This window comes from Nonomuraea sp. H19 (genome assembly GCF_052068215.1).
Lineage (GTDB): Bacteria > Actinomycetota > Actinomycetes > Streptosporangiales > Streptosporangiaceae > Nonomuraea.
On record NZ_JBQHCV010000002.1, the window covers coordinates 114,081 to 139,568 of the forward strand.

The 25,488-nt window shown below is 71.0% G+C and carries 22 protein-coding genes; 8 read left to right on the forward strand and 14 right to left on the reverse strand.

The features are described 5' to 3' along the window. Window positions 1-74: 74 nt before the first annotated feature. Window positions 75-641: a DUF1097 domain-containing protein gene (locus tag ACTMTI_RS04065; RefSeq protein ID WP_441118249.1), complete on the forward strand. Its 567-nt coding sequence runs from the start codon at window positions 75-77 to the stop codon at window positions 639-641. Window positions 642-643: 2 nt separating this feature from the next. Here ACTMTI_RS04065 and ACTMTI_RS04070 read toward each other — a convergent pair whose 3' ends face one another. Further along, on the reverse strand, window positions 644-1,129 hold the full coding sequence (locus tag ACTMTI_RS04070; RefSeq protein WP_441118250.1) for an ATP-binding protein: 486 nt from the start codon (window positions 1,127-1,129) through the stop codon (window positions 644-646). 217 nt (window positions 1,130-1,346) lie between these two features. Continuing rightward, window positions 1,347-1,832: an ATP-binding protein gene (locus ACTMTI_RS04075; protein ID WP_441118251.1), complete on the reverse strand. Its 486-nt coding sequence runs from the start codon at window positions 1,830-1,832 to the stop codon at window positions 1,347-1,349. Between the two features lie 244 nt (window positions 1,833-2,076). On the opposite strand from ACTMTI_RS04075, the gene ACTMTI_RS04080 reads away from it, so the two are divergent. Beyond that, window positions 2,077-3,072 (forward strand): phosphotransferase enzyme family protein, encoded by a 996-nt coding sequence (locus ACTMTI_RS04080; RefSeq protein WP_441118252.1) that lies wholly within the window; start codon window positions 2,077-2,079, stop codon window positions 3,070-3,072. Between the two features lie 48 nt (window positions 3,073-3,120). Here the strand turns inward: ACTMTI_RS04080 and ACTMTI_RS04085 are convergent, their stop codons facing one another. Both ACTMTI_RS04085 and ACTMTI_RS04090 read right to left on the reverse strand, forming a co-directional pair. After that, window positions 3,121-3,861: an MBL fold metallo-hydrolase gene (locus ACTMTI_RS04085; protein WP_441118253.1), complete on the reverse strand. Its 741-nt coding sequence runs from the start codon at window positions 3,859-3,861 to the stop codon at window positions 3,121-3,123. Between the two features lie 77 nt (window positions 3,862-3,938). Continuing rightward, window positions 3,939-4,751, reverse strand: coding sequence for an NAD(P)H-binding protein (locus ACTMTI_RS04090; protein ID WP_441118254.1), 813 nt, complete (start codon window positions 4,749-4,751; stop codon window positions 3,939-3,941). Window positions 4,752-4,822: 71 nt separating this feature from the next. On the opposite strand from ACTMTI_RS04090, the gene ACTMTI_RS04095 reads away from it, so the two are divergent. The 3 genes from ACTMTI_RS04095 to ACTMTI_RS04105 all read left to right on the forward strand — a co-directional run bounded on the left by ACTMTI_RS04095 (window position 4,823) and on the right by ACTMTI_RS04105 (window position 7,325). Next, entirely contained in the window at window positions 4,823-5,290 is a 468-nt protein-coding gene (locus ACTMTI_RS04095; RefSeq protein ID WP_441118255.1) for a MarR family winged helix-turn-helix transcriptional regulator, read from the forward strand. Between the two features lie 338 nt (window positions 5,291-5,628). After that, on the forward strand, window positions 5,629-6,138 hold the full coding sequence (locus ACTMTI_RS04100; RefSeq protein WP_441118256.1) for a SigE family RNA polymerase sigma factor: 510 nt from the start codon (window positions 5,629-5,631) through the stop codon (window positions 6,136-6,138). A gap of 23 nt (window positions 6,139-6,161) precedes the next feature. Then, window positions 6,162-7,325 carry a hypothetical protein gene (locus tag ACTMTI_RS04105; protein ID WP_441118257.1) on the forward strand — a complete coding sequence of 388 codons (1,164 nt, stop codon included), beginning with the start codon at window positions 6,162-6,164 and terminating at the stop codon, window positions 7,323-7,325. 116 nt (window positions 7,326-7,441) lie between these two features. On the opposite strand, the gene ACTMTI_RS04110 is transcribed toward ACTMTI_RS04105, so the two are convergent. The 4 genes from ACTMTI_RS04110 to ACTMTI_RS04125 are packed head-to-tail and all read right to left on the reverse strand — an operon-like array spanning window position 7,442 to window position 13,396. Then, window positions 7,442-9,067: a (2,3-dihydroxybenzoyl)adenylate synthase gene (locus tag ACTMTI_RS04110; protein WP_441118258.1), complete on the reverse strand. Its 1,626-nt coding sequence runs from the start codon at window positions 9,065-9,067 to the stop codon at window positions 7,442-7,444. After that, a complete protein-coding gene (locus ACTMTI_RS04115; protein ID WP_441118259.1) occupies window positions 9,048-11,087 on the reverse strand; it encodes an acetate--CoA ligase family protein in 2,040 nt (679 codons plus the stop codon). Before ACTMTI_RS04115 ends, ACTMTI_RS04110 begins: the two co-directional genes overlap by 20 nt. After that, window positions 11,087-12,577: an FAD-dependent monooxygenase gene (locus tag ACTMTI_RS04120; protein ID WP_441118260.1), complete on the reverse strand. Its 1,491-nt coding sequence runs from the start codon at window positions 12,575-12,577 to the stop codon at window positions 11,087-11,089. The genes ACTMTI_RS04115 and ACTMTI_RS04120 overlap by 1 nt, the downstream gene beginning before the upstream one ends. Before the next feature lie 3 nt (window positions 12,578-12,580). After that, a complete protein-coding gene (locus tag ACTMTI_RS04125) occupies window positions 12,581-13,396 on the reverse strand; it encodes a fumarylacetoacetate hydrolase family protein (protein WP_441118261.1) in 816 nt (271 codons plus the stop codon). A 229-nt stretch (window positions 13,397-13,625) separates the two neighbouring features. Here ACTMTI_RS04125 and ACTMTI_RS04130 point away from each other — a divergent pair, with 229 nt between their 5' ends. From ACTMTI_RS04130 to eno, 3 genes are all read left to right on the forward strand, one after another. Beyond that, entirely contained in the window at window positions 13,626-14,447 is an 822-nt protein-coding gene (locus tag ACTMTI_RS04130) for a PaaX family transcriptional regulator (protein ID WP_441118262.1), read from the forward strand. Between the two features lie 69 nt (window positions 14,448-14,516). Beyond that, the gene (locus tag ACTMTI_RS04135; RefSeq protein WP_441118263.1) at window positions 14,517-15,071 is read left to right on the forward strand and encodes a TetR/AcrR family transcriptional regulator; all 555 of its coding nucleotides are present in this window, start codon (window positions 14,517-14,519) and stop codon (window positions 15,069-15,071) included. A 170-nt stretch (window positions 15,072-15,241) separates the two neighbouring features. Beyond that, window positions 15,242-16,516, forward strand: a complete 1,275-nt coding sequence (gene eno, locus ACTMTI_RS04140) for a phosphopyruvate hydratase (RefSeq protein WP_441118264.1) — start codon at window positions 15,242-15,244, stop codon at window positions 16,514-16,516. Between the two features lie 79 nt (window positions 16,517-16,595). Here the strand turns inward: eno and ACTMTI_RS04145 are convergent, their stop codons facing one another. The 6 genes from ACTMTI_RS04145 to ACTMTI_RS04170 all read right to left on the reverse strand — a co-directional run bounded on the left by ACTMTI_RS04145 (window position 16,596) and on the right by ACTMTI_RS04170 (window position 25,488). Then, on the reverse strand, window positions 16,596-17,066 hold the full coding sequence (locus ACTMTI_RS04145; protein WP_441118265.1) for a VOC family protein: 471 nt from the start codon (window positions 17,064-17,066) through the stop codon (window positions 16,596-16,598). Window positions 17,067-17,204: 138 nt separating this feature from the next. Next, complete coding sequence (locus ACTMTI_RS04150; RefSeq protein ID WP_441118266.1) at window positions 17,205-19,448, reverse strand: polysaccharide lyase 8 family protein; 2,244 nt, start codon at window positions 19,446-19,448, stop codon at window positions 17,205-17,207. A 122-nt stretch (window positions 19,449-19,570) separates the two neighbouring features. Next, a complete protein-coding gene (locus ACTMTI_RS04155; protein ID WP_441118267.1) occupies window positions 19,571-20,989 on the reverse strand; it encodes a WGR domain-containing protein in 1,419 nt (472 codons plus the stop codon). Between the two features lie 69 nt (window positions 20,990-21,058). Next, window positions 21,059-22,405, reverse strand: a complete 1,347-nt coding sequence (locus tag ACTMTI_RS04160) for a choice-of-anchor Q domain-containing protein (protein WP_441118268.1) — start codon at window positions 22,403-22,405, stop codon at window positions 21,059-21,061. A gap of 114 nt (window positions 22,406-22,519) precedes the next feature. After that, window positions 22,520-22,987 (reverse strand): ATP-binding protein, encoded by a 468-nt coding sequence (locus tag ACTMTI_RS04165; protein WP_441118269.1) that lies wholly within the window; start codon window positions 22,985-22,987, stop codon window positions 22,520-22,522. A gap of 224 nt (window positions 22,988-23,211) precedes the next feature. Next, window positions 23,212-25,488 (reverse strand): xanthine dehydrogenase family protein molybdopterin-binding subunit, encoded by a 2,277-nt coding sequence (locus ACTMTI_RS04170; protein WP_441118270.1) that lies wholly within the window; start codon window positions 25,486-25,488, stop codon window positions 23,212-23,214.

Consider the following 25,488-nt stretch of genomic DNA (forward strand, 5'->3'; position numbering starts at 1 on the left):
ACCGGCCGCCGGCACCGCTACCCCGATCCAAGACTTCTCCTGCACCAGCAAGCCCGCCGCATTGGAGCCCAGTCATGCGCATCCGCCTGCCTCATGAGGTCAGCGCCTCAATCGTCGCTTTCGCCACCGTCTTCCTCGCCGTGAGCCCGCTCAACCTGCCGACCTGGGCCATCTTCATCACCTGGGCCGGCACCTTCCTCCTAGGCGGTCCCACCAAGGCCAACGCGGTGAAGCTCATCACCGCCACCACCGCCGGAACGGGATTCGGCGTGGCCGCCATTCTGCTGAACCGCGCGACGGGCGACATGTTCGGCACCGGGACGTTGGGCCGGACCGTGGCTCTGGGGCTGGTCATCTTCGTGGTCAACGGCACGTTGCTGGCGGCCGGCCGCATCGAGGCGCTCTCCCTCATACCCGGGATGTTCTTCGGCTTCGCGTCGCTGTTCGCCACCTACTTCGGCGGGTTCGGCTTCGCCTCCGACAACCTGGCCGCCTCTTTCGTCAGCTCTGCCGCGATGTGCGCCCTCGGCCCGCTCTGTGCCTTCCTCGGCCTGCGGCTGATGTTCGCCCCTCCCGCCCCGCAGGAAGAGCGCGAACCGCAGAGCGCACCGACCCCGGCCACGGAAGCCACCGCCGGCTGATCTCAAACGGCGAACGCCGCCAAAGCATCCAGGGAGCCGACTTCGGCCTCGGCATGAGCGGAAGCCGGAAGCTCAAACCACACGGCCTTGCCACGAGAGGTCCGCACACCGCCCCAGCAGCACGACAACACGTCGACCAAGAACAAACCGCGCCCGCCCTCGTCATCGACCTCGGCCCAGCCCATCCGCGGCAGCTCAGGATCCTCATCCTCAACCTCGCAACGCAGCAACCCGTCCTCAGCGACGAAACTCAGGCGAACCCGCCCGCAACCATGCTCAACCGCATTGCCGACCAGCTCACTGACCAGCAACTCCGCGACCTCCACCTGATCGCCGAAACCCCACGCCGTCAGCTTCCTCCGCGTCAACCGACGCGCCCTGCCCACCGAACTAAGCTCAGCCGAAAGCCACCACGAAGCCGTCCGGCGCGCCACACAACGCCCACCGGACACCGCCGCCACGATCCCGCTCCACGAAAATCTACTCATGCCACACTCTCCCCAGACCACAAGCATGCCTGCACAAGCCGCCACAAGGAGAGGTGAGAAATCCCCATATAGGTACCTATTCCACCTACTAGGTGCCTACGGGGAACGCCTGTGCGACGGCCCGGCTGTGGGGGTTGGGACGCCGGAGCCGCACTGGATAGGGGCAGGCCTGTACGGCTCCGGCGTCCCGGGGAGGGGGGTCAGAAAAGCTCAGAGATCAAACGGCGAACGCCGCCAAAGCATCCAGGGAGCCGACTTCGGCCTCGGCATGAGCGGAAGCCGGAAGCTCAAACCACACGGCCTTGCCACGAGAGGTCCGCACACCGCCCCAGCAGCACGACAACACGTCGACCAAGAACAAACCGCGCCCGCCCTCGTCATCGACCTCGGCCCAGCCCATCCGCGGCAGCTCAGGATCCTCATCCTCAACCTCGCAACGCAGCAACCCGTCCTCAGCGACGAAACTCAGGCGAACCCGCCCGCAACCATGCTCAACCGCATTGCCGACCAGCTCACTGACCAGCAACTCCGCGACCTCCACCTGATCGCCGAAACCCCACGCCGTCAGCTTCCTCCGCGTCAACCGACGCGCCCTGCCCACCGAACTAAGCTCAGCCGAAAGCCACCACGAAGCCGTCCGGCGCACCGCACAACGCCCACCGGACACCGCCGCCACGATCCCGCTCCACGAAAATCTACTCATGCCGCACTCCCCAGTGATCTCCCAAGGCCGGAACACCGCGCCCGGCCCGTGCAAGCTCACGTGCGTCGTCCAAAACACACCACCCCGTCGCGCAGCGAGCATGATGCGTCCCCTGATCTACCTTCCGGTGAGCCTTCACAACCCACGCCATGACAATGCCCGCACAAGCCACCACAAGGAGAGGTGAGAAATCCCCATATAGGTACCTATTCCGCATACCTAGGTACCGACCGTACCGTTGCCCGTGGCGGGAGGTCTGATCGTGGTCGAGGAGTTGGTCTCGTACGTGCGGGAGGCGTTCGGGTGGGATCAGGACGTCGTGGTCTCGCCTGGACCCCGGGGCGCGCTGGGGCAGATCTGGCGGCTGGACGTCGGCCCGGCACGCTACGCGCTCAAGGAGATCTTCGCTGAGCCCCCGTCGGAGGCGTTGATCGAGGCGGAGCTGGCGTTCGCGCGACAGGCGGCCGAAGCGGGGGTGCGGCTGCCGGCGAGCCACCCCGACCGCCAAGGGCGCCACTTGCTCACGGCGCCCGGCGGGATGTGGCTGCGCCTGTACGACTGGATCGACCTGCGACCGGTCGAGCTGACGGCGCCCGCCACGCCGCGCGAGCTCGGGGCGCTGCTGGCGCGCCTGCACCGGTGCGCCCCCGTCATGACCGCCGAGCCGGGCGGCGGGCCACCCGACCCCTGGTACGACCGGGTCCCCGACCCGCGCGCGTGGGCGCCGGCCGCCGCGTCGGGCGCGGCGTGGACCGCGCGACTCGCCGAGCGGCTGGCCACGCTGCCCGAGCTGTGCGCGGCGATCGCCCCCGCCGACCGCGCCGGGCTGATCGTCTGCCATCGCGACCTGCACCCGGAGAACGTCCTCGCCGAGCCCGCCGGTGCGCTGGTGGTCGTCGACTGGGACAACCTCGGACCGGCCGCACCGGGCCGGGAGCTGGCCCGGGCGCTGTTCGACTGGTTCTGCGACGGATCGGCCGACCTCGACGCCGTACGCGAGATGTACGCGGCGTACGTGGACGCGGGCGGGCCGGGGCGCATCACCGAGCCGGCGGACTTCTCGATGCTGATCGCGTCCCGGCTGAACTTCCTGCTGGTCCAGGCGCGCGTCGCGCTCGACCCGCGAGCCGAGCGGCGGCACCGCGAGTGGGCGGAACACGAGATCGACGAGGCGCTGCGCATCCTGCCGACGCCACGGCAACTGGCCGACGTGCTGGCGCTGACACGCGCCCGGCAGTGATCCGCTGCTCACAAGAGCACGGTGACGCGCCCGGCAGTGATCCGCTGCTCACAAGAGCACGGTGACGCCCCCGGAGGCGACTGCCAGATCGCCGGAGTACGACCGCGCCGCGGCGGCCAGCGCGGGCTCGGGCGGGGTGTCGGGCCACAGATGCGTGAGCAGCAGCCGCGCCACACCGGCCGCTGCCGCGGTCCGTCCCGCCCCGAGTGCGGTGGACAGGTATGGCGCGTCCTCTTCCGGCACCTCCTCCGGATAAGTCGCCTCGGCCAGCAGCAAGTCGGCATCTTTGGCGAGATCCACCAGCGCATCGGCCGGGCCGGTGTCACCGGTGTAGGCCATCACTTTGCCGCCGCCGGTCAGCCGCAGCCCGGCGTTCGGTACGTGGTGCGGCAACGCCCACGTGTCCACCCGGAACGGCCCGACCTCGAAGGCACGCGACGGCTCCAGGTCATGCGGCACGAAGCTGCCGGCCAGCATCCGTGCGTTGTCCAGCCGGAGAACGGCGTCCAGTGCCCCGGCCGGCGCGTAGACCGGCAGTGCGGGCGGCCGTACGTCCCCCAGAGCGCGGGCACGTAGCAGCGGGTTCAGATCGGCGCAGTGGTCGGGATGACCATGGCTCACGAGCACCGCATCGATCTCCGCGGCCGTGGCCAACTCCAGCAACCTGGGCAACGTGGCGTACCCCGGATCGATCAGCACCTTGAACCCGTCGGATTCGACCAGGTAACCGCTGCACGCCTGCCCCGCCGCGGGCCACGCCCCGCAGCCTCCCAACACCGTAACCCGCACACATCCTCCAAATCGAGCGCTGCGAACACTCAACCACAGCGTCTGATAGTGGAATGCGGCAAGCTGGGCAAGCCGACTCAGCTGAAGTCGCCGGCGTGGTCGGCCGCCCAGGTGGCGAACGTACGGGCGGGGTGGCCGGTCAGCCGCTCGACGGCGTCGGTGAGCTGGACGGGGCGGCCATCGGTGGACTGCCACCAGTCGAGCAGCCCGTCCGCGAACTGGGCTGGGATGTAGTCCGCCATTTCAGCCTTCCACTCCTCGCGGGTGACCGGCCGGGCCTCGATGGGGACGCCGGTCACTTCGGCGAGCACGGCGATCTGCTCGGCGAATGTGAGTGATTGAGGGCCGGTGAGCGTATACGGCTTGCCGGATATTTCATTGTTCGTCAGGACGGCCAGCGCGACATCGGCGACGTCCGCCTCGTGAATGGGGTCGGTGTGCGAACCGGGGTAGGGCAGGCTGATCGGCTTGCCCGACTTGATCGTCCAGGTCCAGGACAGGGCGTTGGACGCGAACGAGCCCGGGCGCAGCGTCGTGGCCTTGATCGAGCTCGCCCACAGGGCGTGCTCCACGTCGAGGTGGGACTTGGCCAGCGGCTGGGACTCCGCGTCGGGGGCGAGAACTGCCGACGACGACAGCAGCACGATGTGCTCGACGCCGGCCTCGGCGGCCTGCTTGACGAACGCGTCGATGTGGGCGGGGTCGGCGTACAGGAACACCGAGGTGGCACCCTTGAGCGCGGCCGGGAAGGTGCTGGCGTCGCCGAGGTCGCAGACGACGTCGGCGCCCGGGGATTTGGAGGCGGTGCGGATGTCGAGGCCGCGCTCGCGCAGGAGGGCGGCGAGGTGCTTGGCGACAGCGCCACGGGCGCCGGTGATGAGAATAGTCATGATTCCTACTAAAGTATATTCGTGGCGCATATATTGCGCCACGCACACAAGTTGGCAGACAGGGAGGGCTCATGTCAAACCGGCAGGAGCTGATGGAGCGGATCGTCGCCGAGAGTCAGCGGCACTATGCGGCGTACGTGCTGTTCAACCAGGCAATGGCCGATCATCTGCGGATGCATCCCACGGATCTGCAGTGCCTGTCCTTGCTCGACCGGGAGAGCGGGCCGGTCACCACGGGACGGATCGCCGAGATCACGGGGCTGACGCCGGGCTCGGCGTCACGGCTGGTGGACCGCCTGGAGAAGGCCGGGCTGGCGGTGCGGCAGGCCGATCCCAATGATCGCCGGCGGTCCCTGGTGGCGCTGACGCCGGAGGTGCGGGCGAGGGTTGCCGAGGCATGGGAACGCCCCGGCACGGCCTACGGCGAACTGCTGGCCGGCTACACCGACGACGAGCTGGAGCTCATCGCCGACTACCTGAACCGGGCCACCGGCGTGGCGCTCGGCAACGTCAAGCTGCTCGGCCCCGCCACGTCCTGACGCCGTCCCCGCGCTCCCGCAGCTCGAACGAGCAAATCGGTCGCAAAGATTGCCGCACCCTGCCGCGTCCTTATGACAGGTCAACGCCCGGCCACCGGGCCTGGCCGCCGTCCCGTAGGTCCGAACAAGTGGCAGGAAACATGCATCTACCTGATTGCCGACCTAATGCGTGATTTGTACTCGTTCGTCAAGAAGAGCGGAGCTCCGGCCGCGGTGAAACCCACGACATCCAAGCAGCGGCCATCGCTGTGGCGGAGCACTTGGCCGCTCGGCGGCGAGGTTTCCCGCTCCCGGACCGTTTTCAGCGGCATCGCTTCGGCGAGCGGCCAGAGGTGATCATGGATTCCGCGGACCAGCGAGAGTTCCACGAGTTCGTGTCGGCGCGCTCACCGGCGTTCATGCGTCTGGCGTACCTGCTGACTGCCGGCGATCAGCACGCGGCCGAAGACCTGCTGCAGACCAGCCTCGCCAAGACCGCCGTCAAGTGGAACCGGATCGACGATCCCGACAGATATCTCCGGCAGGTGATGTACCGCCAGCAGATTTCCTGGTGGCGACGCAGGAGGGAGTTCGCCGTCCCGGAGGTTCCCGACCGGCAGAGCGCGGACGGGACGCACGACGTCGAGCGCCGGATCATGGTCCAGCAGGCGCTCGGCAAACTCACCGCCAAACAACGGGCCGTGCTCGTGCTCCGCTATTTCGAAGACCATTCGGAGTCGACCGTGGCCGCCACGCTCGGCTGCAGCATCGGCACGGTTCGCAGCACCGCCCACCGGGCTCTGGCCCGGCTCCTGCAGCTGTGCCCCGAGCTCCACGACCTGTACAACCGCTCCAAGGCCGCACCGTGACCCCGCCCGGAAGGAACCACGACATGTCCCCTGACGAGCTGGTGAAAGACGCCCTCGGTACGGTGGCCGACCAGGCCAGGATGCCGGCCGGGATGGCGCATGCCGCGTGGCGGCAACGTACGCGCATGCGGATCAGGACGGCGACGACGGCCGCTGCGGCCTTGGTCGCCGCGGTCACCGTCGGCGTGCTCACGGTGCCCTCCCTCATCGGGCAGGATGCTCCACAGGTCGCGGACAGCGTGCTCCGCGACGTGCCCGGCGTGTCGGCCGATCCCGGCCGTCCCATCCCGCTGACCCGCGTCGCCGCCGGGCGTGCCACGCTCAGCGCGTACGCCTCCTGCGTTTCGGGCGACTGCTCCTGGAGCGTCATCGCCCCCGCCTCGGGCACCTACACGGCGACGCCGTGGGGATGGGTGGACGTGGCGCCCGGGGGCCGGACGGCCGCGGTGCTGGAAAAGGCATTGCCCGCGCGCCGGATCGGCCTGCTGGACACCGCCGACGGCACCGTACGGCGCTGGATCGACCTCGACGGGGCCGCCGCCGGGAGCGTCGTCTGGTCTCCGGACGGGCGGCGCCTGCTGGTCACCGCCTACGACAAGGTCCCCGGCCTCGACGCCGACCCCGGCGCGGAACCGGACGCGCGGGAGGTGAGAACCGGCTTCTACATCGTGGACACGGGCAGCGGCACGGCCACCTTCCACCGCCTGCCCGGCGGCCCGGACGCCGCCGGCCTGCGCGCCGATCTGTCCTGGAGCCGCGACGGCTCGCTGATCTGGGAGGACACCGGCGCCGCCCAGCAGCCCCGTAGCTATTACGACCTGACCGGGCAGCCCCGCACCGGCCCCGCCCAGGAGTCCTTCAGCGACCAGCCCGCAGGGCTGTCCCCCGACGGCCGGTGGCTGGCCGAGGGCGGCAAGAGCGGCTCGTCGCCCTTCGTCGTGGACGTCGTCTCCGGCGACACCACCCTGCTGAGGCCGTCCGGCGATCACCACATCATGCGGTCGCTGGCTTGGGCGGACGACACCCATCTGATCGCCTGGGCCAAGGACCGCGAAACAGGCGGCAAATCCCGGTACCGCCTGGTGCTGGTGAGTGTGGCAGGCAAGCAGGCGGTCACCCCGCTGACCGGCTGGACCGATGTACTCGACCGCCCGAACTGGATCCCGGCCTTCACCGCCGAGCCCTGACCCGGCCGCGGCAGTAAGGTCTCGCCATGGACTGGCAGGCGTGGCACGACGAATACGGGGCGGGCCGGGTTACGGGGCGTCCAAGCGCGCCTGGACGCCCGCCGACATCGTGAGACTCAGCCCGCCGCCAGTCGCTGCGCGATGTCCTCGCGCAGCGCCTTCTTGTCGACCTTGCCGATCTTGGTCAGGGGCAGCTCCGCGCAGTGCACGACCCGATCCGGCACCTTGTACGCGGCCACGCCCGCCTCGATCATGACCTCCCGCACGGCCTCCAGGCTCACCGGCTCCCCGACGACGTAGGCGCAGATCCGCTCGCCGAGCACGGGATCGGGCATGGCGACGACGGCGACCTGGGCGATGGCGTCCAGGCGGTAGAGGAAGTTCTCGACCTCCTCGGCGGAGATCTTCTCCCCACCCCGATTGATCATGTCCTTGTCGCGCCCCTCGACGATCAGATTGCCGTGCGGGTCGCGGCGGCAGATGTCGCCGCTGCGGTACCACCCGTCGGGGGTGAAGGCACGCGCGTTCTGCTCGGGCGCGCGGTAGTAGCCGCGCGGCGTGTACGGCCCGCGCGTGAGGAGCGAGCCCGGCTGCCCGTCGGGCACGGGCCTGTCGGATTCGTCCACGAGCAGCACCTCGTCGTCCGGACACATCGGCCGGCCCTGCGTGGTGCAGCAGATCTCCTCTGGATCGTCCAGCCGGGTGTAGTTGAGCAGGCCCTCGGCCATGCCGAACACCTGCTGCAGCGTGCACCCCAGCACCGGCCGCACCCGGAAGGCCAGCTCATCCGCCAGCCGCGCGCCGCCCACCTGCAGGACCCGCAGTGAGCCGGTCCACTCCCCCGGATGGTCGGAGGCGTATTCGAGCCAGCGCCCCGCCACCGCCGGCACGACCGAGGTGTGGGTGACGCCTTCGGCGGCCATGACGGGGAAGGCCTTGACCGGGTCCGGGGAGGGCGCGATCACCACGCGGCCGCCGGCGAACAGCGTGCCGAGCACGCCCGGGCAGGCCAGCGGGAAGTTGTGGCCCAGCGGGAGCGTCGCGAGGTAGACGGTGCCCGCGTCGATGCCGCTGACCTCGGCGCTGCGGGTGGCGTTGTAGGCGTAGTCGTCATGGGTGCGGGTGATGAGCTTGGGCAGCCCGGTGGTGCCCCCCGACAGCAGGAACACCGCCACGTCCGAGCCCTGAGGGGCCTGCGCGTCCCAGCGGGCCCGCTCGGCGTCCGGATCCGCGGCGGGCGCGCACAGCTCGATCAGGTCGATGCCGCCCTGCCCGAGCACGAGCACGTGCTCCAGCGAATCGACCTCGGCCATGAGCTCCTTGGCGAGCGGGCGGTGGTCGAAGCCGCGGTGCTGGTCGGGGATCGCGATGGCGACCGCCTCGGCGTGCCTGGCCAGGTGCAGCAGCTCATGGCGGCGGTGCGCGGGCAGCGCCATGACCGGCACGATGCCGCTGCGCAGGCAGGCCAGCGTGAGGACGACGAAGGGCCAGGCGTTGGGCAACTGCACGACGATGCGGTCGCCGCGGCGCAACCCCAGCGCGGCGAGCCTGGTGGCCGCACCGTCGGCGCGGGCGTGCAGGTCGGCGTACGTGAACCGGGTCGCACCGTCGACCAGAGCGACCTCGCCGGAGTCCGGGAGGTAAGAGGCGAGCGGGCGGCCACGCCAGTAACCCTTGGCCCGGTACGCGGCCGCGACCTCCTCGGGCCAGCCGACGACCCCGTCAGCGAGCGGATGAGGCATCGTTCGTCTCCTCAGCAGTCATGATCACGGCATCCAGGGCGACCAGGCCCCGGGATGTCAGTCGCAGCGGGTTGATCTCGATCTCCGCCAGCGCGGGCACGGCCAGCAGCAGGTCACCCAGGGTAGCCAGCACGTCGGCGAGCTCCGCCACGTCGAGGACCGGCCCGCCGCGCCACCCTCGCAGGAGCGCGCCGCCGGTCAGGTCGCCCAGCATGGCCTCGACGTCGGGGCGGCGCACCGGCGCGAGCCGTACGGAGACGTCGTCGAGCGCCTCGGCGACCACGCCGCCGAGGCCGGCCAGCACCACGGGACCGAAAACGGGATCCCGCCGGGCTCCGGCCACCAGATCGATGCCGTCGTCCGCCATCGATTCCACGAGGTAACGCGAGGCACCCACCCGATCGAGGGCGTCGAGCGCCGCACCCAGGGCCGCTTCGTCACGAACGCCCAGGTGCACCCCGCCGAGCTCCGTCTTGTGCTGCACGGCGGCGTCCAGCAGCTTGACCGCGACCGGCCCGGGCAGCTCGGCGAGCGCCTGGAAGGCCTCTTCCCTGGTACGGCACGCGCGCCGCGGCGGGGTGCGGACGCCGAGCGACTCCAACAGGCCCTTGGCCCGGTCCTCGTCCCACGGGCCCTCGTATTCGCCCGGGTATTCAGGGATTCGCGGCACCTCGCGCACGCCATGTCGCGCACGGGCGTCGGCGATCAGCGCGGTCACGGCGTTGGCCAGGCCGGTCACGTCGGCGTACGCGGGCACGCCGGCCTCGCGCAGCGCGGCCCGGGTGCGTGCGGGCTCCGCTCCCAGCCCGGCCGCGGCGGCGACCACCGGCATCGTGCCGGGCAGCCCCGCCTTGCGCAGGGCGGCAGCGAGATCGACGGCGTCCGGCTCGTCCAGCGCGTACACCGCGAGCAGGCCGAGCGACGGATCGCCGCCCAGTGCGGCGAGCACCTCGGGGAAGCTCTCGCCGGGGCGGCCGGTGTCGACCGGGTTGCCGAGGTAGGTCAGCGGCGGCAGCAGGCGGCGCAGCTCCCGGCCGGTCGGCTCGGCGAGCGGCGGCATGGGGATCCCGCGGGTCCGCAGCTCGTCCATGAGCATCAGCCCGGGGCCCGCCTGAGCGGTCACCACGCCGACCCCATCGGACGAGGCGGGCAGCCGGGTGATCGACAGCGCGCCTGCCGCGTCGACGAGCTCCCGCTCGCTGTCCACCACGACCGCGCCGGCCTGGGTGAGCGCCGCCCTGGTGGTCCGCCAGGAGGTCGCCAGGGCGCCGGTGTGCGAGCGTGCGAACTCGGTCACGTCGCCGCGGCCGACGACCAGCGCCACCACCGGCTTGACGGCGGCCAGCCGGGCCACGGACGCCACCAGGCGAGGGCCGTCGGCCACCGACTCGACGTGCAGCACCACGGCCGTGGTGCCGGGGTCGGCGGCCAGGTGGTCGAGCACGTCGGGCGCGCTCACGTCGACGGCGTTCCCGAGGCCGACCGCGAGGCTGACGCCGTGCCCCGCCTCGGCGAGCGCGAAGGCCAGCGCGTGGTTGACCCCGCCGCTGGCGGCCACGATCGCGATCTTCCCGACCGGCAGGCGGGCCGCGGCGGGCACGAAGCTGGCCCGCAGGTTCCTGCCCGGCACGACGAAGCCCGAGGTGTTCGGGCCGAGCAGGCGGATGCCGGTCTCGTCGGCGATGCGGCGCAGGGCCTCCTGCCTGGCGGCGCCTTCCTCTCCGGTTTCGGCGAACCCGCCGCCGCAGATCACCGCCGCCCCTGCTCCCGCCGCGGCCGCCTCGGCCACGGCTCCGGGTGTGGCCGCGGCCGGCACGCAGACGATGGCCAGGTCGACCGGGATGCCGTCGGCGGCGGCCGCGCGTACCGAGGCGTACAGTGCGGGGTCGCGGGCGTTCACCAGCGCGACAGGGCCGTCGTAATCGCCCAGCGAGCGGGCCATGGCGGCGCCCAGCTTGGCCGGGTCACGTGAGGCGCCGACGACGGCCACGCCGCGGGGCGCGAACAGAGCGTGCAACATCAGATCGCACTCCAAGCGGAGGAGACGGCCACCAGGTCGGCGCGGCCGGACAGGATCGCGGTCGTGGCGGCGTCCTCGTCCAGCCCGTCGTCCACGAGGATGGTGGGCAGGCCGCTGCGGAGGCGTACCTGCTCCGAGACGAGCGTGCGGGTCAGGGGCGTGCCGCCGTGCACCGCCACCGCGTGGCTCGGGGGGATCGCGGCCACGACCGCGGCGACGTCGCGCTCGTCCATGGGCGCCGCCACCGGTGTCGCCCACTCGGGCGGGCCGCCCGCGAGGACGCGCCCCGGCAGCATGTGCTCGCCCACGCGCAGCGGGCTGCGCAGGGGCGGCGCGCCGTGCCTGACCTGCCACTCCTCCAGCGCCGCCGCCACGAACTCGGGGGCTCGGCGGCGCAGTCTCCCGGCCGTGATGCTGCGCGACATGAAGTGGAAGGCGAACTGCCACGGCTCGAATGCATCGTGATATGTCGCGAAATGCTCCCACCACGACAAACTCGGCCGGGCGGCGTCCTGGATGCGGTCCACCGCGGGCCTGGCGGTCGCCTCATAGGCCGCCAGCGCCGCGTTCAGGTCGCCGGGGTGGGCCTCGATCGCGTCGGAGAGCGCGATCGCGTCCTCCATCGCCATCTTGGTGCCGGACCCGACGGAGAAATGCGCGGTGTGCGCGGCGTCACCGAGCAGCACGACGCGGCCGTGCCGCCAGCGGCGCGCCCGGCGGGTCCGGAAATTGCCCCAGCGCGAGTTGTTGACCAGCAGCCGATGGCCGTCGAGCTGCTCGCCGAACAGCTCCTGCAGGTAGTCACGGCTCTTGAGGTCACTGGCACCGGGCGGCCGGCCGGTGTCGAACTCGTCGAGCCCGGCGGCCCGCCACGACGCCTCGTCGGTCTCCACGATGAACGTGCTGACCTTGTCGCTGATCGGATAGCCGTGTACGGCGAACACTCCGTGGGGGCCGCGCTCGTGGACGAAGGTGAGCCCGTCGAACTGGTAGTCGGTGCCGAGCCAGATGAACTTGGCCGTCGCCGTCTCCACCGACGGCTCGAAGACCTCCTCGAACCGCTGCCTGATCCGCGAGTTCGCGCCGTCGCACGCCACGACCAGGTCGAAGCCGTCCAGGTCCGCGAGCTCGACCTCGGTGCCGAAGCGCACGTCGGCGCCCGCGTCCCGGGCGCGGTCGCGCAGCAGCGCCAGCAGGGTCTGGCGGGAGATGGCGGCCATGCCGTTGCCGCCGCACCGGATGCGCTCGCCCTTGACCCTGACCTCGATCTCCTCCCAGTGCCTGCCGTGCTCGGCCAGGGCGTGGCGGAGGACGGGGTCGGCCTCGTGGATGCCGTCCAGGGTGCGGTCGGAGAACACCACGCCGAAGCCGAAGGTGTCGTCAGCCTGGTTGCGTTCGAAGACCACGACCTCGTGCTCGGTTCGCGCGTGCTTGATCAGGGTGGCGAGGAACAGCCCTCCGGGTCCGCCGCCGACGCAGGCGATGCGCACGATTCACCCCACCACACAGGTATTGCGGCATTCGCCGATGCCGTCGATCTTGGTCACCAGCACGCTTCCCGGCTTGAGGTAGCGCGGCGGCCGGCGGGCGTGGCCCACGCCGCCGGGCGTCCCGGTGGCGATGAGATCGCCGGGCCGGAGCGTGATGACGGCCGACAGGTACGAGATCAGCTCGGCCGGGTCGAAGACCAGATCGCCGGTGCCGGCCCGCTGCACCTCCTCACCGTCGACGGCGCAGCTCAGCTCGTACGGCCCCGCGCCCTCGCCGACCACCAGCCACGGCCCGACCGGCGTGCTGGCCTCCCACGTCTTGCCCTGCAGCCACTGGGTGGTGCGGTATTGCCAATCGCGGGCGGTCACGTCGTTGACCACGGTGTAACCGGCGATCGCCGCCTGCGCCTGCTCGCGGGTGGCATGACGGACGGTGTCGCCGACCACCACGCCGAGCTCGGCCTCCCAGTCCACGGCCGTGGAGCCGGCCGGCAGGCGTACCTCGTCGTAGGCGCCGATGAGCGCGTCGGCGAACTTCGCGAACACGGTCGGGTGAGCAGGCAGGTCGCGGCCCATCTCCAGGATGTGCGCCCGGTAGTTCAGGCCGACGCAGAAGATCTTGCCGGGCTGCGGGACGACGGGCGCGTAGTCGAGGCCGTCCAGCGGGTGGCGCGCGCCGTCCCCCGCCGCGGCGAGCTCCCGCCAGCCGGGTGTGGCCAGCAGCTCTCCGAGGTCGCCGTGGCCGAGCTCGACCGCCTCGTCGTCGTCGACGCGGACGGCCCGCGTGCCATCGTTCGTGCGGATCGTGGCCAGCCTCATCGAGACAACCTCATCGATCCGGCCCGGTCGAAGCCGGCGTAGAGCCGGTCCAGCCCCGCCTCTTCCCGGGAGGAAACAGTCACGGTAATGCTCCTTACCTGATGAGGCAACCGCTCGAAAGCTACAACGCTTATGGGACGCTCGTCAATCAAATGACACACGTTCACCGGAAAGCCCCTGTTCACCAGGGCAAGGAGCTGTTTCAGCAGGACCTGATAAGCTGCGCATCGTGTACCCGAAGCCGCGATCGATCGTGTTCGACCTGTTCGGCGACTTCCTGCGCTACTCCGGTGGCGCCGCCCGCCTGCAGACGCTGACCGAACTGCTGGCGGCCTTCGACGTGCCGGAGGCCACGACGCGGGTGGTGATGGCCAGACTACGCAAGGAAGGCTATTTCGCGACCGAGAAGGACGGCCGGTCGACCGTCTACCGGCTGACCGACCGGAGCTGGCGGCTGCTCGACGACGGGCGCAAGCGGATCTTCGAGCGCGACCGCGACCCCTGGGACCGCCACTGGCGCATGGTGATCTACGACGTGCCGGAGAGCGACCGCTCGGCCCGTGACCGGGTGCGCAAGAAGCTGCGATGGTGGGGCTTCGGCCCACTCGCGCCGTCCACCTGGGTCTCGCCGCACGACCGGCTGGACGAGGTCGCCGCCGCCCTGTCCGAAGAGCCCGTCGCCCGGCTCGACCTGCTCACCTGCCGCTCCGCGGGGCAGGCGGCCGATCTCGACATGGCCTCGCGATGCTGGGATCTCGGCGCGCTGCACGCGGCACTGCTCCACAAGCGCGAGGCCTACCGCGCCAAGCTGGCCCGATACGGCTCCTCGCCGCCCAAGGGCCGGGACGCACTGGTGGAGCGCGTGGAGCTGGTCCACGACTACCGGCTGCTGCCCTTCGACGACCCGGACCTGCCTCCGGAGCTGGTTCCTTCCGGGTGGGTCGGCCGGGAGGTGCACGAGATGTTCCTGCAAGCCCACGAAATGCTGCGGGCCGAGGCCGAGGCCCACTGCGCCCGGGCGACGCGCGAGAGCCCCAGCCCTCAGCCGTAGCAGAGCACACTTGGGAGCGACATTAGATAGAATGATTGATCTACTGTCAAGCGTGCCAGAATCGACGAGATGACCATGACGCGACCCGGCCCCCGCGAGCGACTGCTCGAGACCGCCCGCGACCTCACCTACAAGCAGGGCGTCCACGTCGGCGTGGATGCCATACTCAAGCAGGCCGACGTCGCCCGACGCTCGCTCTACCAGCACTTCGGCGGCAAGGACGGGCTCATCGCCGAGGCGCTGCGCACCACCGCCACGCAGGACCACTATCACGCGGTCATGGACGCGGCCGGCGACGATCCTCGGGAGCGCGTGCTGGCCGTCTTCGACGAGCTGGACCAGATCACCACCGGCCCGTCGTTCCACGGCTGCCGCTACACCGCGGCCGAGCTGTCGCTGACCGATCCGGAGCATCCGGCGCACGCGGTGGTGCGCGCGTACAAGGACGGGCTCCACGAGCTGTTCGCCGCCGAGCTCACCCGTCGTGGGCATCCCGACCCCGCCTTCGGCGCCGATCAGCTTCTCGTGCTCATCGACGGGGTGCTGGCCCACGCCGTGACCCGCCCCGACGCCCGGCCCGCCCGCGCGGCCCGCGCGCTGGCTCAGCTCATCGTGGACGCCTGACGGCGACGTCGCACCGCCGGGGTGAGCGGGTACGCACCCGCGCGCGGCAGGGCGGCGGCCGGCACGAATTGACGTCCGATCTGACCGGGTTAGGGCGATCTGCCCTATATGCGAGACAAAGGTCATGACACCGTCGAAGAGACCGTGACGTACCCCCCTCTGGAGGAGCCGTGTGCGCGTTCCACATCATCGACATGGGCGCCATGCAGATCCTGGACTCGCGCGGACGCCCCACCCTCTCGGTCACCCTCACATTGGCCGGCGGCGCGACCGGATGGGCCGGAGTGCCCTCCGGCGCCTCCATCGGCACGAAGGAGGCGGTGGAGCTGCGCGACGGCGACCTGAGCCGGTATGGCGGAGCGGGCGTGACCCGGGCCGCAGCCACCATCACCGGCTCCATTTTCCACCGGCTCAAGGGCCGGCCGTGGCACTCGCTGGCCGACGTGGACCAGGCGCTGATCGAGCTGGACGGCACGCCCGCCAAGGCCAGGCTCGGCGGCAACGCCGTGGTGGGGGTGTCGATGGCGACCGCCCGCGCCGTCGCGGCCGCCCACGGCCAGCAGTTGTGGGAGTACCTCACTCCGTCCTCCGTGCGGCCCAGGCTGCCGGTGCCGCACTTCAACCTCGTCAGCGGCGGCGTGCTCGCCTCCAACCGGCTCGACTTCCAGGAATTCATGATCGCGCCGATCGGGGCGCCTTCGATGGCGGAGGCGGTACGGGCCGGGGCGGAGATCTACGCCGCGTTGCGCCACAACCTGGCCGCGGCCGGGCAGCCGACGGGGCAGGGCGACGAGGGCGGCATCGCGCCCGACCTCGTCGAGCCGCACGAGGTGCTGACCGCGATCGTGACCGCCATCTCCGACGCCGGATACGTCCCCGCCCGTGATCAGGTGGCCATCGCGCTGGACCCGGCCGCCTCCCACTTCCGCCGGGACGACGGCGCCTACCAGGTGGCGGGCGAGCGGCTGTCCAGCCTGGAGCTGATCGAGCTGTACGCGCGGCTCGCCGCCGAATACCCGATCTGGAGCATCGAGGACGGCCTCGGCGAGGACGACATCGACGGCTGGCGACACCTCACCGACCGGCTCGGCGAGCGGCTCCAGCTCGTCGGCGACGACGTGTTCGTCACCAACCCGGCCGTCATCGAGCAGGGCATCGCCAGGCAGCTCGGCAACGCGGCGCTCATCAAGGTCAACCAGGTCGGGACCGTCACGGAGACGTTGCAGGCGATGGAGCTGTGCCGTAAGCACGGGTACGCGCAGATGGTCTCCCACCGCTCCGGTGAGACCGTCGACGACTTCATCGCCGAGCTGGTCGTGGCCTCCGGCTGCGGGCAGGTCAAATGCGGCGCGCCGGCGCGCGGGGAGCGGGTGATCAAGTACAACCGGCTGCTGCACATCGCGTCACAACGCCCTGACCTGGCCTACGGACTGGCCGGCCGATAGGGCGGTGCCGGTGAGCGGCGCGCTCACCGGCACAAGAACGCCGGATGGTACGGGAATGTCATCCTGCGGGGGACATCGATCAGCCCCGGGCGGCGTCCTCCAGAGCCTGGATGTCGATCTTCTGCATACCCAGCATCGCCATCATGGCCCGCTGCGCCCTGGCCGGGTCGGGGTCGCTCAGCAGCTCGGTCAGCCGCCCGGGGATGATCTGCCACGACAGGCCGTACCTGTCCTGCAACCAGCCGCACTGCGACTCCTTCCCGCCCTCGGTGAGCTTCGCCCACAGCGTGTCGACCTCCTCCTGCGAGGCGCAGTCGACGTACAGCGAGATCGCCTCGGTGAACGTGAACCGAGGGCCGCCGTTCAGCGCGAAGAACCGCTGGCCCGCCAGCTCGAACGTGACCATCATGGCCGTCCCCGCCGGGCCGGGACCCCCCTCGCCGTTGCGCTGGACGTCGAGGATGCGTGAGTCGTCGAAGATCGAGGTGTAGAACTCGGCCGCCTCTTCGGCCTGGTTGTCGAACCAGAGGTACGTGGTGATCTTCTGCATGACGCGTTCCCTTCATGGGTGATGACCTGTGCTTTCATCAACGCGTCGAACGGCTCCCGGCCGGATCGACACGGCCGCGAAGAAATTTCCCGGAAAAATCGCGCGCTTCCGCCGGGGTCGCGTGGACCACGGGCGAGTTCAGCGCAGCCCGACCGTTTCCGAGGCGCCCTCCTGATCGGCCAGCCCGCGGAACGTGTACGCGGAGCCGGTCAGGAGGCCGCCGGGCCTGGCCCAGGTCACGGTCAGCTCGTCCAGGTCGCATCGGGGATCGGCCACGGTGAGCGTGGCCGGGCCGTCGGGGCGCTCACGGACCAGGACCGCGCACGGGGCGGAGGCGCTCAGCCCACCGGCGGCTCCGGCGTTCCAGAAGCAGGCCGCCGTGATCCCCAGCGAGGGCACGTGTACGGCCTGCAGCCGGGCGGTGTTGGCGAGCACCCGCACCCAGCCGGGGTCGGCGGCCCGCGCGCGGGTCTCCTCCCGTGACGCGCCCGGCAGCAGCAGGTAGACGTAGCCGGCCGAGCGGGGATCGACGCCGTGATCCAGCCACAGCGTCACGTAGTCGCGGGCGACGCCGCCGCCGGTGCGGCGCTCGCGTAGCGTGCGCAGCCCCTGATCCGCGAACGTCCCGACAACTCCGCCCCGCTCACCGTGGCCGACCGCCGGGACGACGTAGCCGCCGTGGCCCTCGAGGTGCGCCCAGCCCGCCTCGACCGTGAGCGGGGCGTCCGTCCTGCGGTTGTCCACGATCGTCTCGACGGCCGCCCGGTCCTCGGCGGTGATCCCCGCGCCCAGGCAGACCACGGCGTCGTCGAGGAAGAACCATGACTTGAACGCCTCCAGCGTGCTTTCCAGGCCGCTCAGGTGCTGGCCGACGGCCGCGTACGTGCCGTCCGTGGCGCCACCCACCCAGCGCCAGGGGGTGCGGGTGTCGCCCCACGCCTCCCCCGCGCCGTCGGGCAGCCGCCGGGCCGAGACGGTCGTGCCCGGGAGTCGGTAGGGGTCCACGGTCGGCCAGAACGCGTCGGAGTATTGGTCGCCGTGGCCTTCGGCCCACCAGTAGAGCATCCCCGAGCCGGTGTGCCAGCCGCGCGGGTTCTCGCCGTTGCCGTGCTCGTAGTGCCCGATCCGGTGCGAGGCCATGCTGAGCGCCGCACACCAGCCCGGCCTGCGATGCACGGCCCTGGCGCTCATCGGCAGCAGCCGGTGCCCGACCGGCTCGGGCGCGGCGGGCACTGCGGCGTCGTCCATGATCGCCGCGAGGCGGGCGTGGAAGGCGGGCTCGGCATGCTCCAGCATCGGCCGGGCCGTGTCCCGCCTGGCCCACCCCTTGACCATGGCGTGCCAGCGGGCCCGCTGGGTCTCCGGGGCCACGTCGCCGAGCAGCAGGATCGCGGCTGCGATCTCGCGTCCCTTGTCGTGGTCGCCGAAGGGCCTCCTGGCGACGCCGCGCCCGCGTACGAGGTCCATGCAGGCCCCGTCGCGGACGAACGGCGCGAACGACCGCTCTACCGTGTCGAACAGGAACCGCCCGCCGGGGACCTCCCACGGCGAGCCGCGCAACACCGCGAACAGCGTGGCCAGCCCCGACAGCAGCGACACGCCGTAGCCGCCCTGGTAGGGGACGTAGGTGTGCTGGAGGAACGAGCCGTCCCGGTAGAACCCGTCGCCCTCGCGCACGTGGCGGAGCACCGGCGAGAGCGCCGAGACCGCCAGCGCCGCCTTGCCGTGATCGGCCCTGAGCATGGCCCGCAGCAGCATCACCATGCACAGGTCCACGCGGTTGGCCGCGGTGCTGGTGCCGCTGTAGCCGCCGAGCCGGCGTTCGGGGACGAAGTGATCCACCGCGTCCCGCAGGGCCAGGCTCCGCCGCTCGCTCAGCTGCGGGCCGATCAGCACGGCCGCGTCGAGCAGCGCCTTCGGCACGCCGATCTCCCAGTGCCACCAGTTGCCCGCCGGGTCGGCGCCGGCCGCGTACACGTGCCGCCGGTAGTGATCCACTCCTGCGGCGACGGCCGCGGCCAGGCCCGCGTCGCCGGTCAGGCCGGTGCCCTCCAGCACGTACGCGTGCGCCATCGCCCGCAGCCGCCGCGGCGTCGCCGCGAAGGACGGGAACGCCTGATCCGGCCAGAGCGAGGTGCGGGAAGGCGCCATCGTGTCGCGGTGGCGGGCGGCCGTCCGGCCCAGCGCCGCCAGCCAGGTCCGGTAGGGCTCCGCCGCCGCATCGTACCCCGATCCCGCGATCAGCTCTCGCCAGCGGCGGCGTAGTCGTACGAAGGAGTCGTCCGGCGTGTGCGCGGCTTCCGCCTGGACCAGCACCCCGGCCGCCCCGGCCACGGCCACGCCGCCGAGCCGCAGTAACGATCGCCTCGATGGCCGCCGCACCCCTCGATTATCGCGTGGCCGGGCTCGTGACGATCGAGCCCCTGCCGTCGATCGTCACGGCTCGTGCCGCCAGGCCGGTGCCTCAGTCGCGGTCGCCGGGACCGACGCGGCGCCCCGGAGGGTCAGAGCAGGCGCCTGATGTCGCCGTACGCGCGGTAGAAGCCGCCCCGGCCGGCCGAGCGCAGGCCCTCGACGAGGTAACGGGCGCCCGCCTCGCGGATGTCCTTGGGGAACTGCACGTTCCAGGACTCGTAGCCGGGGCTGACCACGCGGACCCGCAGCCGCTCGCCCTCCCTGACGCACTCCACCACCACGCCGTCGCCGGCGTCGGTCACCGTCTCGACCACGGCGGAGGGCTCGACCACCTCCAGCGAAGCGGCCGCCTTGACGTCGAGCGGCTGCGGCACGCTGCCCGCGCGGGCCGCGGCGATGGCGGCCTCGCCGGCGTCGATGCACGACAGCGAGCCGTCGGTGGTGACGATGTAGAGCCGCTCCTCGAAGTACTGCATCGAGAACGCCGACCCGAACCCGGTCCCGAGCTTCCACAGCCGCTCGCCGGAGGCGTCGAAGCAGTAGACCGACGAGTGGTTGTCCCCGGCGAAGACGTGGCGGCCGCCCGGTGAGGTGGCGCAGGAGTAGACGGCGCCGTCGCACTGGTAGACGGCCTCGACCCGGCCGTCGCCCTTGGCCAGGCGGTACACACTGCCCACGGAGCCTCTGGCCGTGCCCGCGTAGACCGAGTGCTCCTCCTGCCAGCCGAACAGCACCTGGTCCGTCCGGGTGCTCCAGACGGGTGCGCCGTCGGAGATGTCGTAGCGGGCGACGCCGCCCGAATGGCCGTAGAAGACCGCGTCCTCGTCGCACCTGACCATCCACGCCGCGTTCCCGCCGTCGCTGCGCGCCCACTGGAACTCGTCCTCGTAGTCGATCGCGGTGACCCGGCCGGCCCGGTCCGAGACGCCGAGCACGCCGTCGCGGATGTCGAGCCAGTAGATGTCCACATCGGCGGCGATCTCGTACGCGGCCCGCGGCACCTTGCCGCTCAGGTCATACACGCGGCCGTCGTCGCAGCCGGCGTAGATCCAGAAGTCGTCGGCCACGATGCACTTGACGCCGTCCGGCAGCCGGAAGCGGCCGGTCACGGTGCCGGAGTGGGTGACGGTGTAGACGTCGCCGTTCTGGTTGCCGACCCAGCAGCGCTCGCCGTCCACGAAGATGCCGAACGCGGCCGCGCCGCTGTCGAAGCGCCACAGGACCGGCGCCTGCTGGGCGGTCGAGCGGGTGCTGGCGATGGCCCTGCGGGTGACGGCCCGGCGCAGGCGCATCCCGCGCACGGCCGGCGCGTACCCCTTGCGGGTCTTCTCGGCGATCTTCTTGGCGGCCGCCGCCTGGGCTTTGGCCGTGCTGGGAAAGGACGTGACCTTGGTCTGGCCGCTCTCGCCGATGCGCCCGTACGTGATCGTGACCTGTGTGTCGGCCACGGTCACCTCGTAGAACTTGTGCGATCCGCCGCCGTCCTCTGACAGCTCCAGATAGGTCATGTCCGCTCTTCTCCAGATATGCCGGGCGTGATCAATTGCTCGGAGAGTAGAGGACGGCGGCGACAAAACTTATTTGTCGTATTCGTAAGCTCCGGCGTCGACCGCGCCGTCGCTGCCGTCGATCGCCCGCCCGGTCACGTCGTTGCCGCTGACCTTCGTGATGCCGAGGTCGATGGCCGGGCTGCCGGCACGCAGCTTGAGCGGGTGCTGGGCGTTGGTCAGATCGAAACGCGGGTCGGCGGTGACGTTGTTCGCGCCGCCCATCTGGTGCTGCTGGGCGCCGAAGAACACGTTGTGATGGCTGTCGGTGACCCCGGGTCCGTAGGCGGTCTTCTTCACGGCCTGGATGATGTTCTGCGACATCGACAGGTGGGCGTCGGTGCAGCTCGCGTCGCAGATGACGCCCTGGGAGTCGGCGTGCGTCAGGTGCATGGAGTTGTTGCGGAAGACGGTGTTCAGGACCGGGCCGTTGGGGTCGGGGTCATTGCCGGGCTCCTGCGGGCCCCTGGTGACCACGCCCGCTTGGGTCTCGGGACCGTCGATCACGTTGTACTCGAAGACGTTGCCCGAGGTGCCGTCCGGGTCCACGGGGGTGCCGTCGTTGTTGACGTCCCTGCTGGTGCCCAGTTCGGTGAACGTCTCGTTGTCCACCGCGATGTTGTGGTGGATCCAGTTGTCCGAGCCGAGGAAGATCTCCACGGCCGCGCCGTCCATGCCGTAGTCGTAGCTGAAGGCGATCGAGCCGCGGATCTCGTTCCAGCCGATGTTGGAGCTGTCACCCTGGACGAGGATCGCGAACGCGCCCGAGTCGTCGTTGTCGTTCACCTCCTTCGGGGTGAGCTTGCTCATGTGGTTGTTGTCGAGGAAGTCGTTGGCCGTCACCGCGGTGTAGAGCACCTTGGGCGCGATGTAGACGCCGGCGGCGGCGCCGGTGATGAGGTTGCGCTCGATGACGTTGTCGCTGCCCGTCACCTTGATCCCGGCCCACGTGCAGCGCGCGCCGTCCTGGGCCAGGCCGACCTGCAGGTTGTAGACCTCGATGTGGGCGCCCTCCAGGCTCACGCAGGCCTCGGTGTGGCCGGTGATCACGGGCCTCTCGGTGGCCGTGCCGTAGGAGTCCACGACGATCGGCGCGGCGCCGGTGCCCGACGCGCTGATCCTGAGCTGCTGGCCGCGCCATGTGCTGCCGCGCTTCAGCAGCAGCTTGCCGCCGGGGACCAAGGGTGCGGTCGACGCCTTGGTGAGCGATTTCCACGCGGTATCGGCGGACGTGCCCGCCGCCGAGTCGCTGCCGTTGACGGCATCCACGTAGTAGATGGTCACGTCGGCGGCGGACGCGGTGCCCGTCGCGAGCGTCGTGGCCGCGAGCGCGAGCGTGGTGATCGCCGCGCCGGTACGCAGGTTCCAGCCAGACAATTCTGCCTCCAGAACGGCCGGGTCCCGTCCCTCGACGAAGATCATTCCCGGCTTGCGGCTGTCACTTTATCCGCGATCTTGCTGGATGTCCCGACTCTTGGGTGAACGCTGGATTTACGTCCCGGCCCTGATCGGGACGACGGTGCTGGAGACGCCCTGGTGCGGGAGCGCGAACCATGTGGCCTTGCCCACGAGGTCGGAATGGGTGACGTAACGCTGGGGGTGACAGCCGTAGAAGCCGTCGGACAGCCTGGCGATGATACGCAGGCCGCGCCCGTGCTCCGCCTCCACGTCCGGAGGCGACGGGGCGGGCAGGATCGGGCTGCTGTCGACCACCACGCACATGATCTCTTTGGCGTCTATGTGGAGGACGAGTTCGTAGGGGCCGTCGCCGTACATGAAGGCATTTGTCACTAATTCGCTTACCATGAGTACGGCGTCATCGACGAGATCAGCAGAAAGGGCCAGCGCCGACAATTCCGCGCGAATGATCTCTCGTGCGTGACCGACCGTCTGGGCGTCCTCGCGCAGCGGCCACGCGTACTGCATCCGGCTCCGGCGAGCTGACCGCAGCGTGGTCATGGCGTCTCTTTTCTGGGGGCGGCAAATGTTCAGCATGATTGCTCTGCCTGGGGTCGACGTGCGGCTGCTGTCGAAACTTGTACGCACGAGAAAGCACTTTGGCTCGAATCTCCGGCAAGAAATTCGCCATTCTTTTGACCCGGCCCGCCGGGGCCGGTAATGACGCAGGTCACGCCGTCAGGGCCGGTCCGCCGGAGGGACACGCTCCAGCGGACCGGCGACGCCTACAGCAGGGACCACAGGCCCGACGGGGTCAGCGGCACGTCGGTGATCTTGTCGGCCACCTGCGGGAGCGCGGCGGCGACCGCGTTGGCGATGGCGGCGGGCGGGCCGATCGTGCCCGCCTCCCCGACCCCCTTCATGCCGCCCGGCGTGAAGGGCGAGGGCGTCTCCAGCATCACGACCTCGATGTCCGGGATCTCTCTCGTGGTCGGCAGCAGGTAGTCGCTGATCGGCTGCCCGTCGTCGGTGTAGACGATCTCCTCGGTCAGCGCCTCGCCGATCCCCTGGGCCACGCCGCCGTGGATCTGCCCCTCCACCACCGCCGGGTTCACCAGCACGCCCGCGTCGTTGACCACCCAGTAGCGCTCGACCTCGATCGCACCGGTCTCCGGGTCGACGGCCACGGCCGCCGCGTGCGCCCCGTAGGCGTACGTGAAGCCGGCCGGGTCGTAGCTCACCCGCTCCTCCAGCCCGGGTGTGACGCCCTCCGGCAGGTCCCAGCCGCGCCAGGCGGCTGTGGCCAGCTCCCGCAGCGTCACGGACGCCTGCGGGTCGCCCTTCACGCGTACGGCGCCGTCGGCGATCTCCAGATCGGCGGGCGCGGCCTCCAGCCGGTGCGCGGCGATGGCCACGAGCTTGTCGCGCAGCCGGGCGGCGGCCTGGGTGAGCGCCCCGCCGCCGACCACCAGCGAGCGGCTGGCGACCGACCCGATCGACGAGTACGGCGTCGCCGCCGTGTCGCCCAGCACCACCCGTACCCGCTCGATCGGCACCCCGACCCGATCCGCCGCGAGCTGGGCCAGCGCCGTCTCGATGCCCTGCCCGATCGCCGCCACCCCGGCCGTCACGACCACGGACGCGTCCTGCTCCATGCGCAGGACGGCGGTCTCGTACCCGCCGGCCAGCATGCCCATGGCCTTGAGGTCCTTCGACGGGCCGAGGCCGGTGCTCTCCACGTGGCAGGCGTAGCCGATCCCGCGCCTGCGCCCGTCGTCCTTCTCCACCGGCATGACCAGGTGGCGCAAGGTACGCAGGGCGCGCGGGTAGTCGCCGGAGTCGTAACGCTGGTAGACACGCGTCGTGTACGGCATCTCGCCGGGCTCGATCAGGTTGCGCAGCCGCAGCTCGATCCGGTCGATCCCCAGCCTGCGCGCCGCCTCGTCGATCAGCCGCTCCCTGGTGAACGTGGCCTCGGGCTGGCCGAAGCCGCGGTAGGAGCCGATCGGCGTGGTGGTGGTGACGACGCCGCGCACGCGTACCGCGACCCGGTCGAAGCGGTAGGGGCCGGGGACCAGCGTGGCCGTCACCACGGCCGGTGAGGCGCCGACGTTGGACGGGTGGGCGCCGATGTCGGCGAGCACGTCCACCTGCAGCGCCACGAACCGCCCGGCTCCGTCGAGCGCCAGCCGCCCCCGGTGCACGGCGGCCCGCGCGGGCAGCGTGGCGAGCACCCGGTCGCCGGGCGTCTCGGTCCAGCGCACCGGGCGGCCCAGGCGCATCGCGGCCAGGCAGATGAGCGCCTCGTCGGGATAGAGGTGCTCCTTGCCGCCGAACCCGCCTCCAGTGTCGCCGCCGATGACGCGTACCCGGTCGTGGGAGAGCCCGAACGCCTCCGCCAGTTGCTCGCGCACGTGGTGCGGCGCCTGCGTGGAGGTGTGGAGGGTCAGCTCCTCGTCCACGTAGGAGGCCACCACGCCGCGCGGCTCCATCGGGTACGGCGAGACACGGCCCATCCTGAACGTCATCTCGACGACGTGCTCGGCGCCCTCGATGACGTCCGCGCAGTCGGCGTCGCCGAGCGTGAAGTCCGTGCACACGTTCGTGCCCCAGTCCTGGTGGAGCAGCGGCGCGTCGCCCTCCAGCGCCCGCTCCGTCCCGACCACGGCGGGCAGCTCGTCGAGCTCCAGGTCCACCAGGTCGGCGGCGTCCCTGGCGGCCCCCGGCGTACGGGCCACGACGACGGCGAGCGGCTGGCCGACGTACCTGATCGCGTCGTCCAGCACCGGATACGACGTCATCCGCTGGTCCGGCATCAGGTGCACGCAGGGCAGGCGCAGGTCCGCGGCGTCGGCCGGGATGATCACGTCGAGCACGCCCTCGACCGCCCAGGCCGCCTTGGCGTCGCAGCCGAGCAGCCGGCCGTGCGCGATGGGGCTGCGGACGACGTACGCGTGCGCGGCGTCCGGGGACCGGACGTTGCTGACGTACCGGGCCCTTCCCGTCAGAAGCTTGATGTCTTCCCGTCGCGGCGTCCTGGCGCCGACGTACGCGTCTCCCAT

Excerpts from the sequence above, each read along its gene's own strand:
- ACTMTI_RS04065 (WP_441118249.1), top strand. The coding sequence starts at position 75 with ATGCGCATCCGCCTGCCTCATGAGGTCAGCGCCTCAATCGTCGCTTTC.
- ACTMTI_RS04070 (WP_441118250.1), bottom strand. The coding sequence starts at position 1,129 with ATGAGTAGATTTTCGTGGAGCGGGATCGTGGCGGCGGTGTCCGGTGGG.
- ACTMTI_RS04075 (WP_441118251.1), bottom strand. The coding sequence starts at position 1,832 with ATGAGTAGATTTTCGTGGAGCGGGATCGTGGCGGCGGTGTCCGGTGGG.
- ACTMTI_RS04090 (WP_441118254.1), bottom strand. The coding sequence starts at position 4,751 with ATGACTATTCTCATCACCGGCGCCCGTGGCGCTGTCGCCAAGCACCTC.
- ACTMTI_RS04095 (WP_441118255.1), top strand. The coding sequence starts at position 4,823 with ATGTCAAACCGGCAGGAGCTGATGGAGCGGATCGTCGCCGAGAGTCAG.
- ACTMTI_RS04100 (WP_441118256.1), top strand. The coding sequence starts at position 5,629 with ATGGATTCCGCGGACCAGCGAGAGTTCCACGAGTTCGTGTCGGCGCGC.
- ACTMTI_RS04105 (WP_441118257.1), top strand. The coding sequence starts at position 6,162 with ATGTCCCCTGACGAGCTGGTGAAAGACGCCCTCGGTACGGTGGCCGAC.
- ACTMTI_RS04110 (WP_441118258.1), bottom strand. The coding sequence starts at position 9,067 with ATGCCTCATCCGCTCGCTGACGGGGTCGTCGGCTGGCCCGAGGAGGTC.
- ACTMTI_RS04115 (WP_441118259.1), bottom strand. The coding sequence starts at position 11,087 with ATGTTGCACGCTCTGTTCGCGCCCCGCGGCGTGGCCGTCGTCGGCGCC.
- ACTMTI_RS04125 (WP_441118261.1), bottom strand. The coding sequence starts at position 13,396 with ATGAGGCTGGCCACGATCCGCACGAACGATGGCACGCGGGCCGTCCGC.
- ACTMTI_RS04135 (WP_441118263.1), top strand. The coding sequence starts at position 14,517 with ATGACCATGACGCGACCCGGCCCCCGCGAGCGACTGCTCGAGACCGCC.
- ACTMTI_RS04145 (WP_441118265.1), bottom strand. The coding sequence starts at position 17,066 with ATGCAGAAGATCACCACGTACCTCTGGTTCGACAACCAGGCCGAAGAG.
- ACTMTI_RS04155 (WP_441118267.1), bottom strand. The coding sequence starts at position 20,989 with ATGACCTATCTGGAGCTGTCAGAGGACGGCGGCGGATCGCACAAGTTC.
- ACTMTI_RS04165 (WP_441118269.1), bottom strand. The coding sequence starts at position 22,987 with ATGACCACGCTGCGGTCAGCTCGCCGGAGCCGGATGCAGTACGCGTGG.
- ACTMTI_RS04170 (WP_441118270.1), bottom strand. The coding sequence starts at position 25,488 with ATGGGAGACGCGTACGTCGGCGCCAGGACGCCGCGACGGGAAGACATC.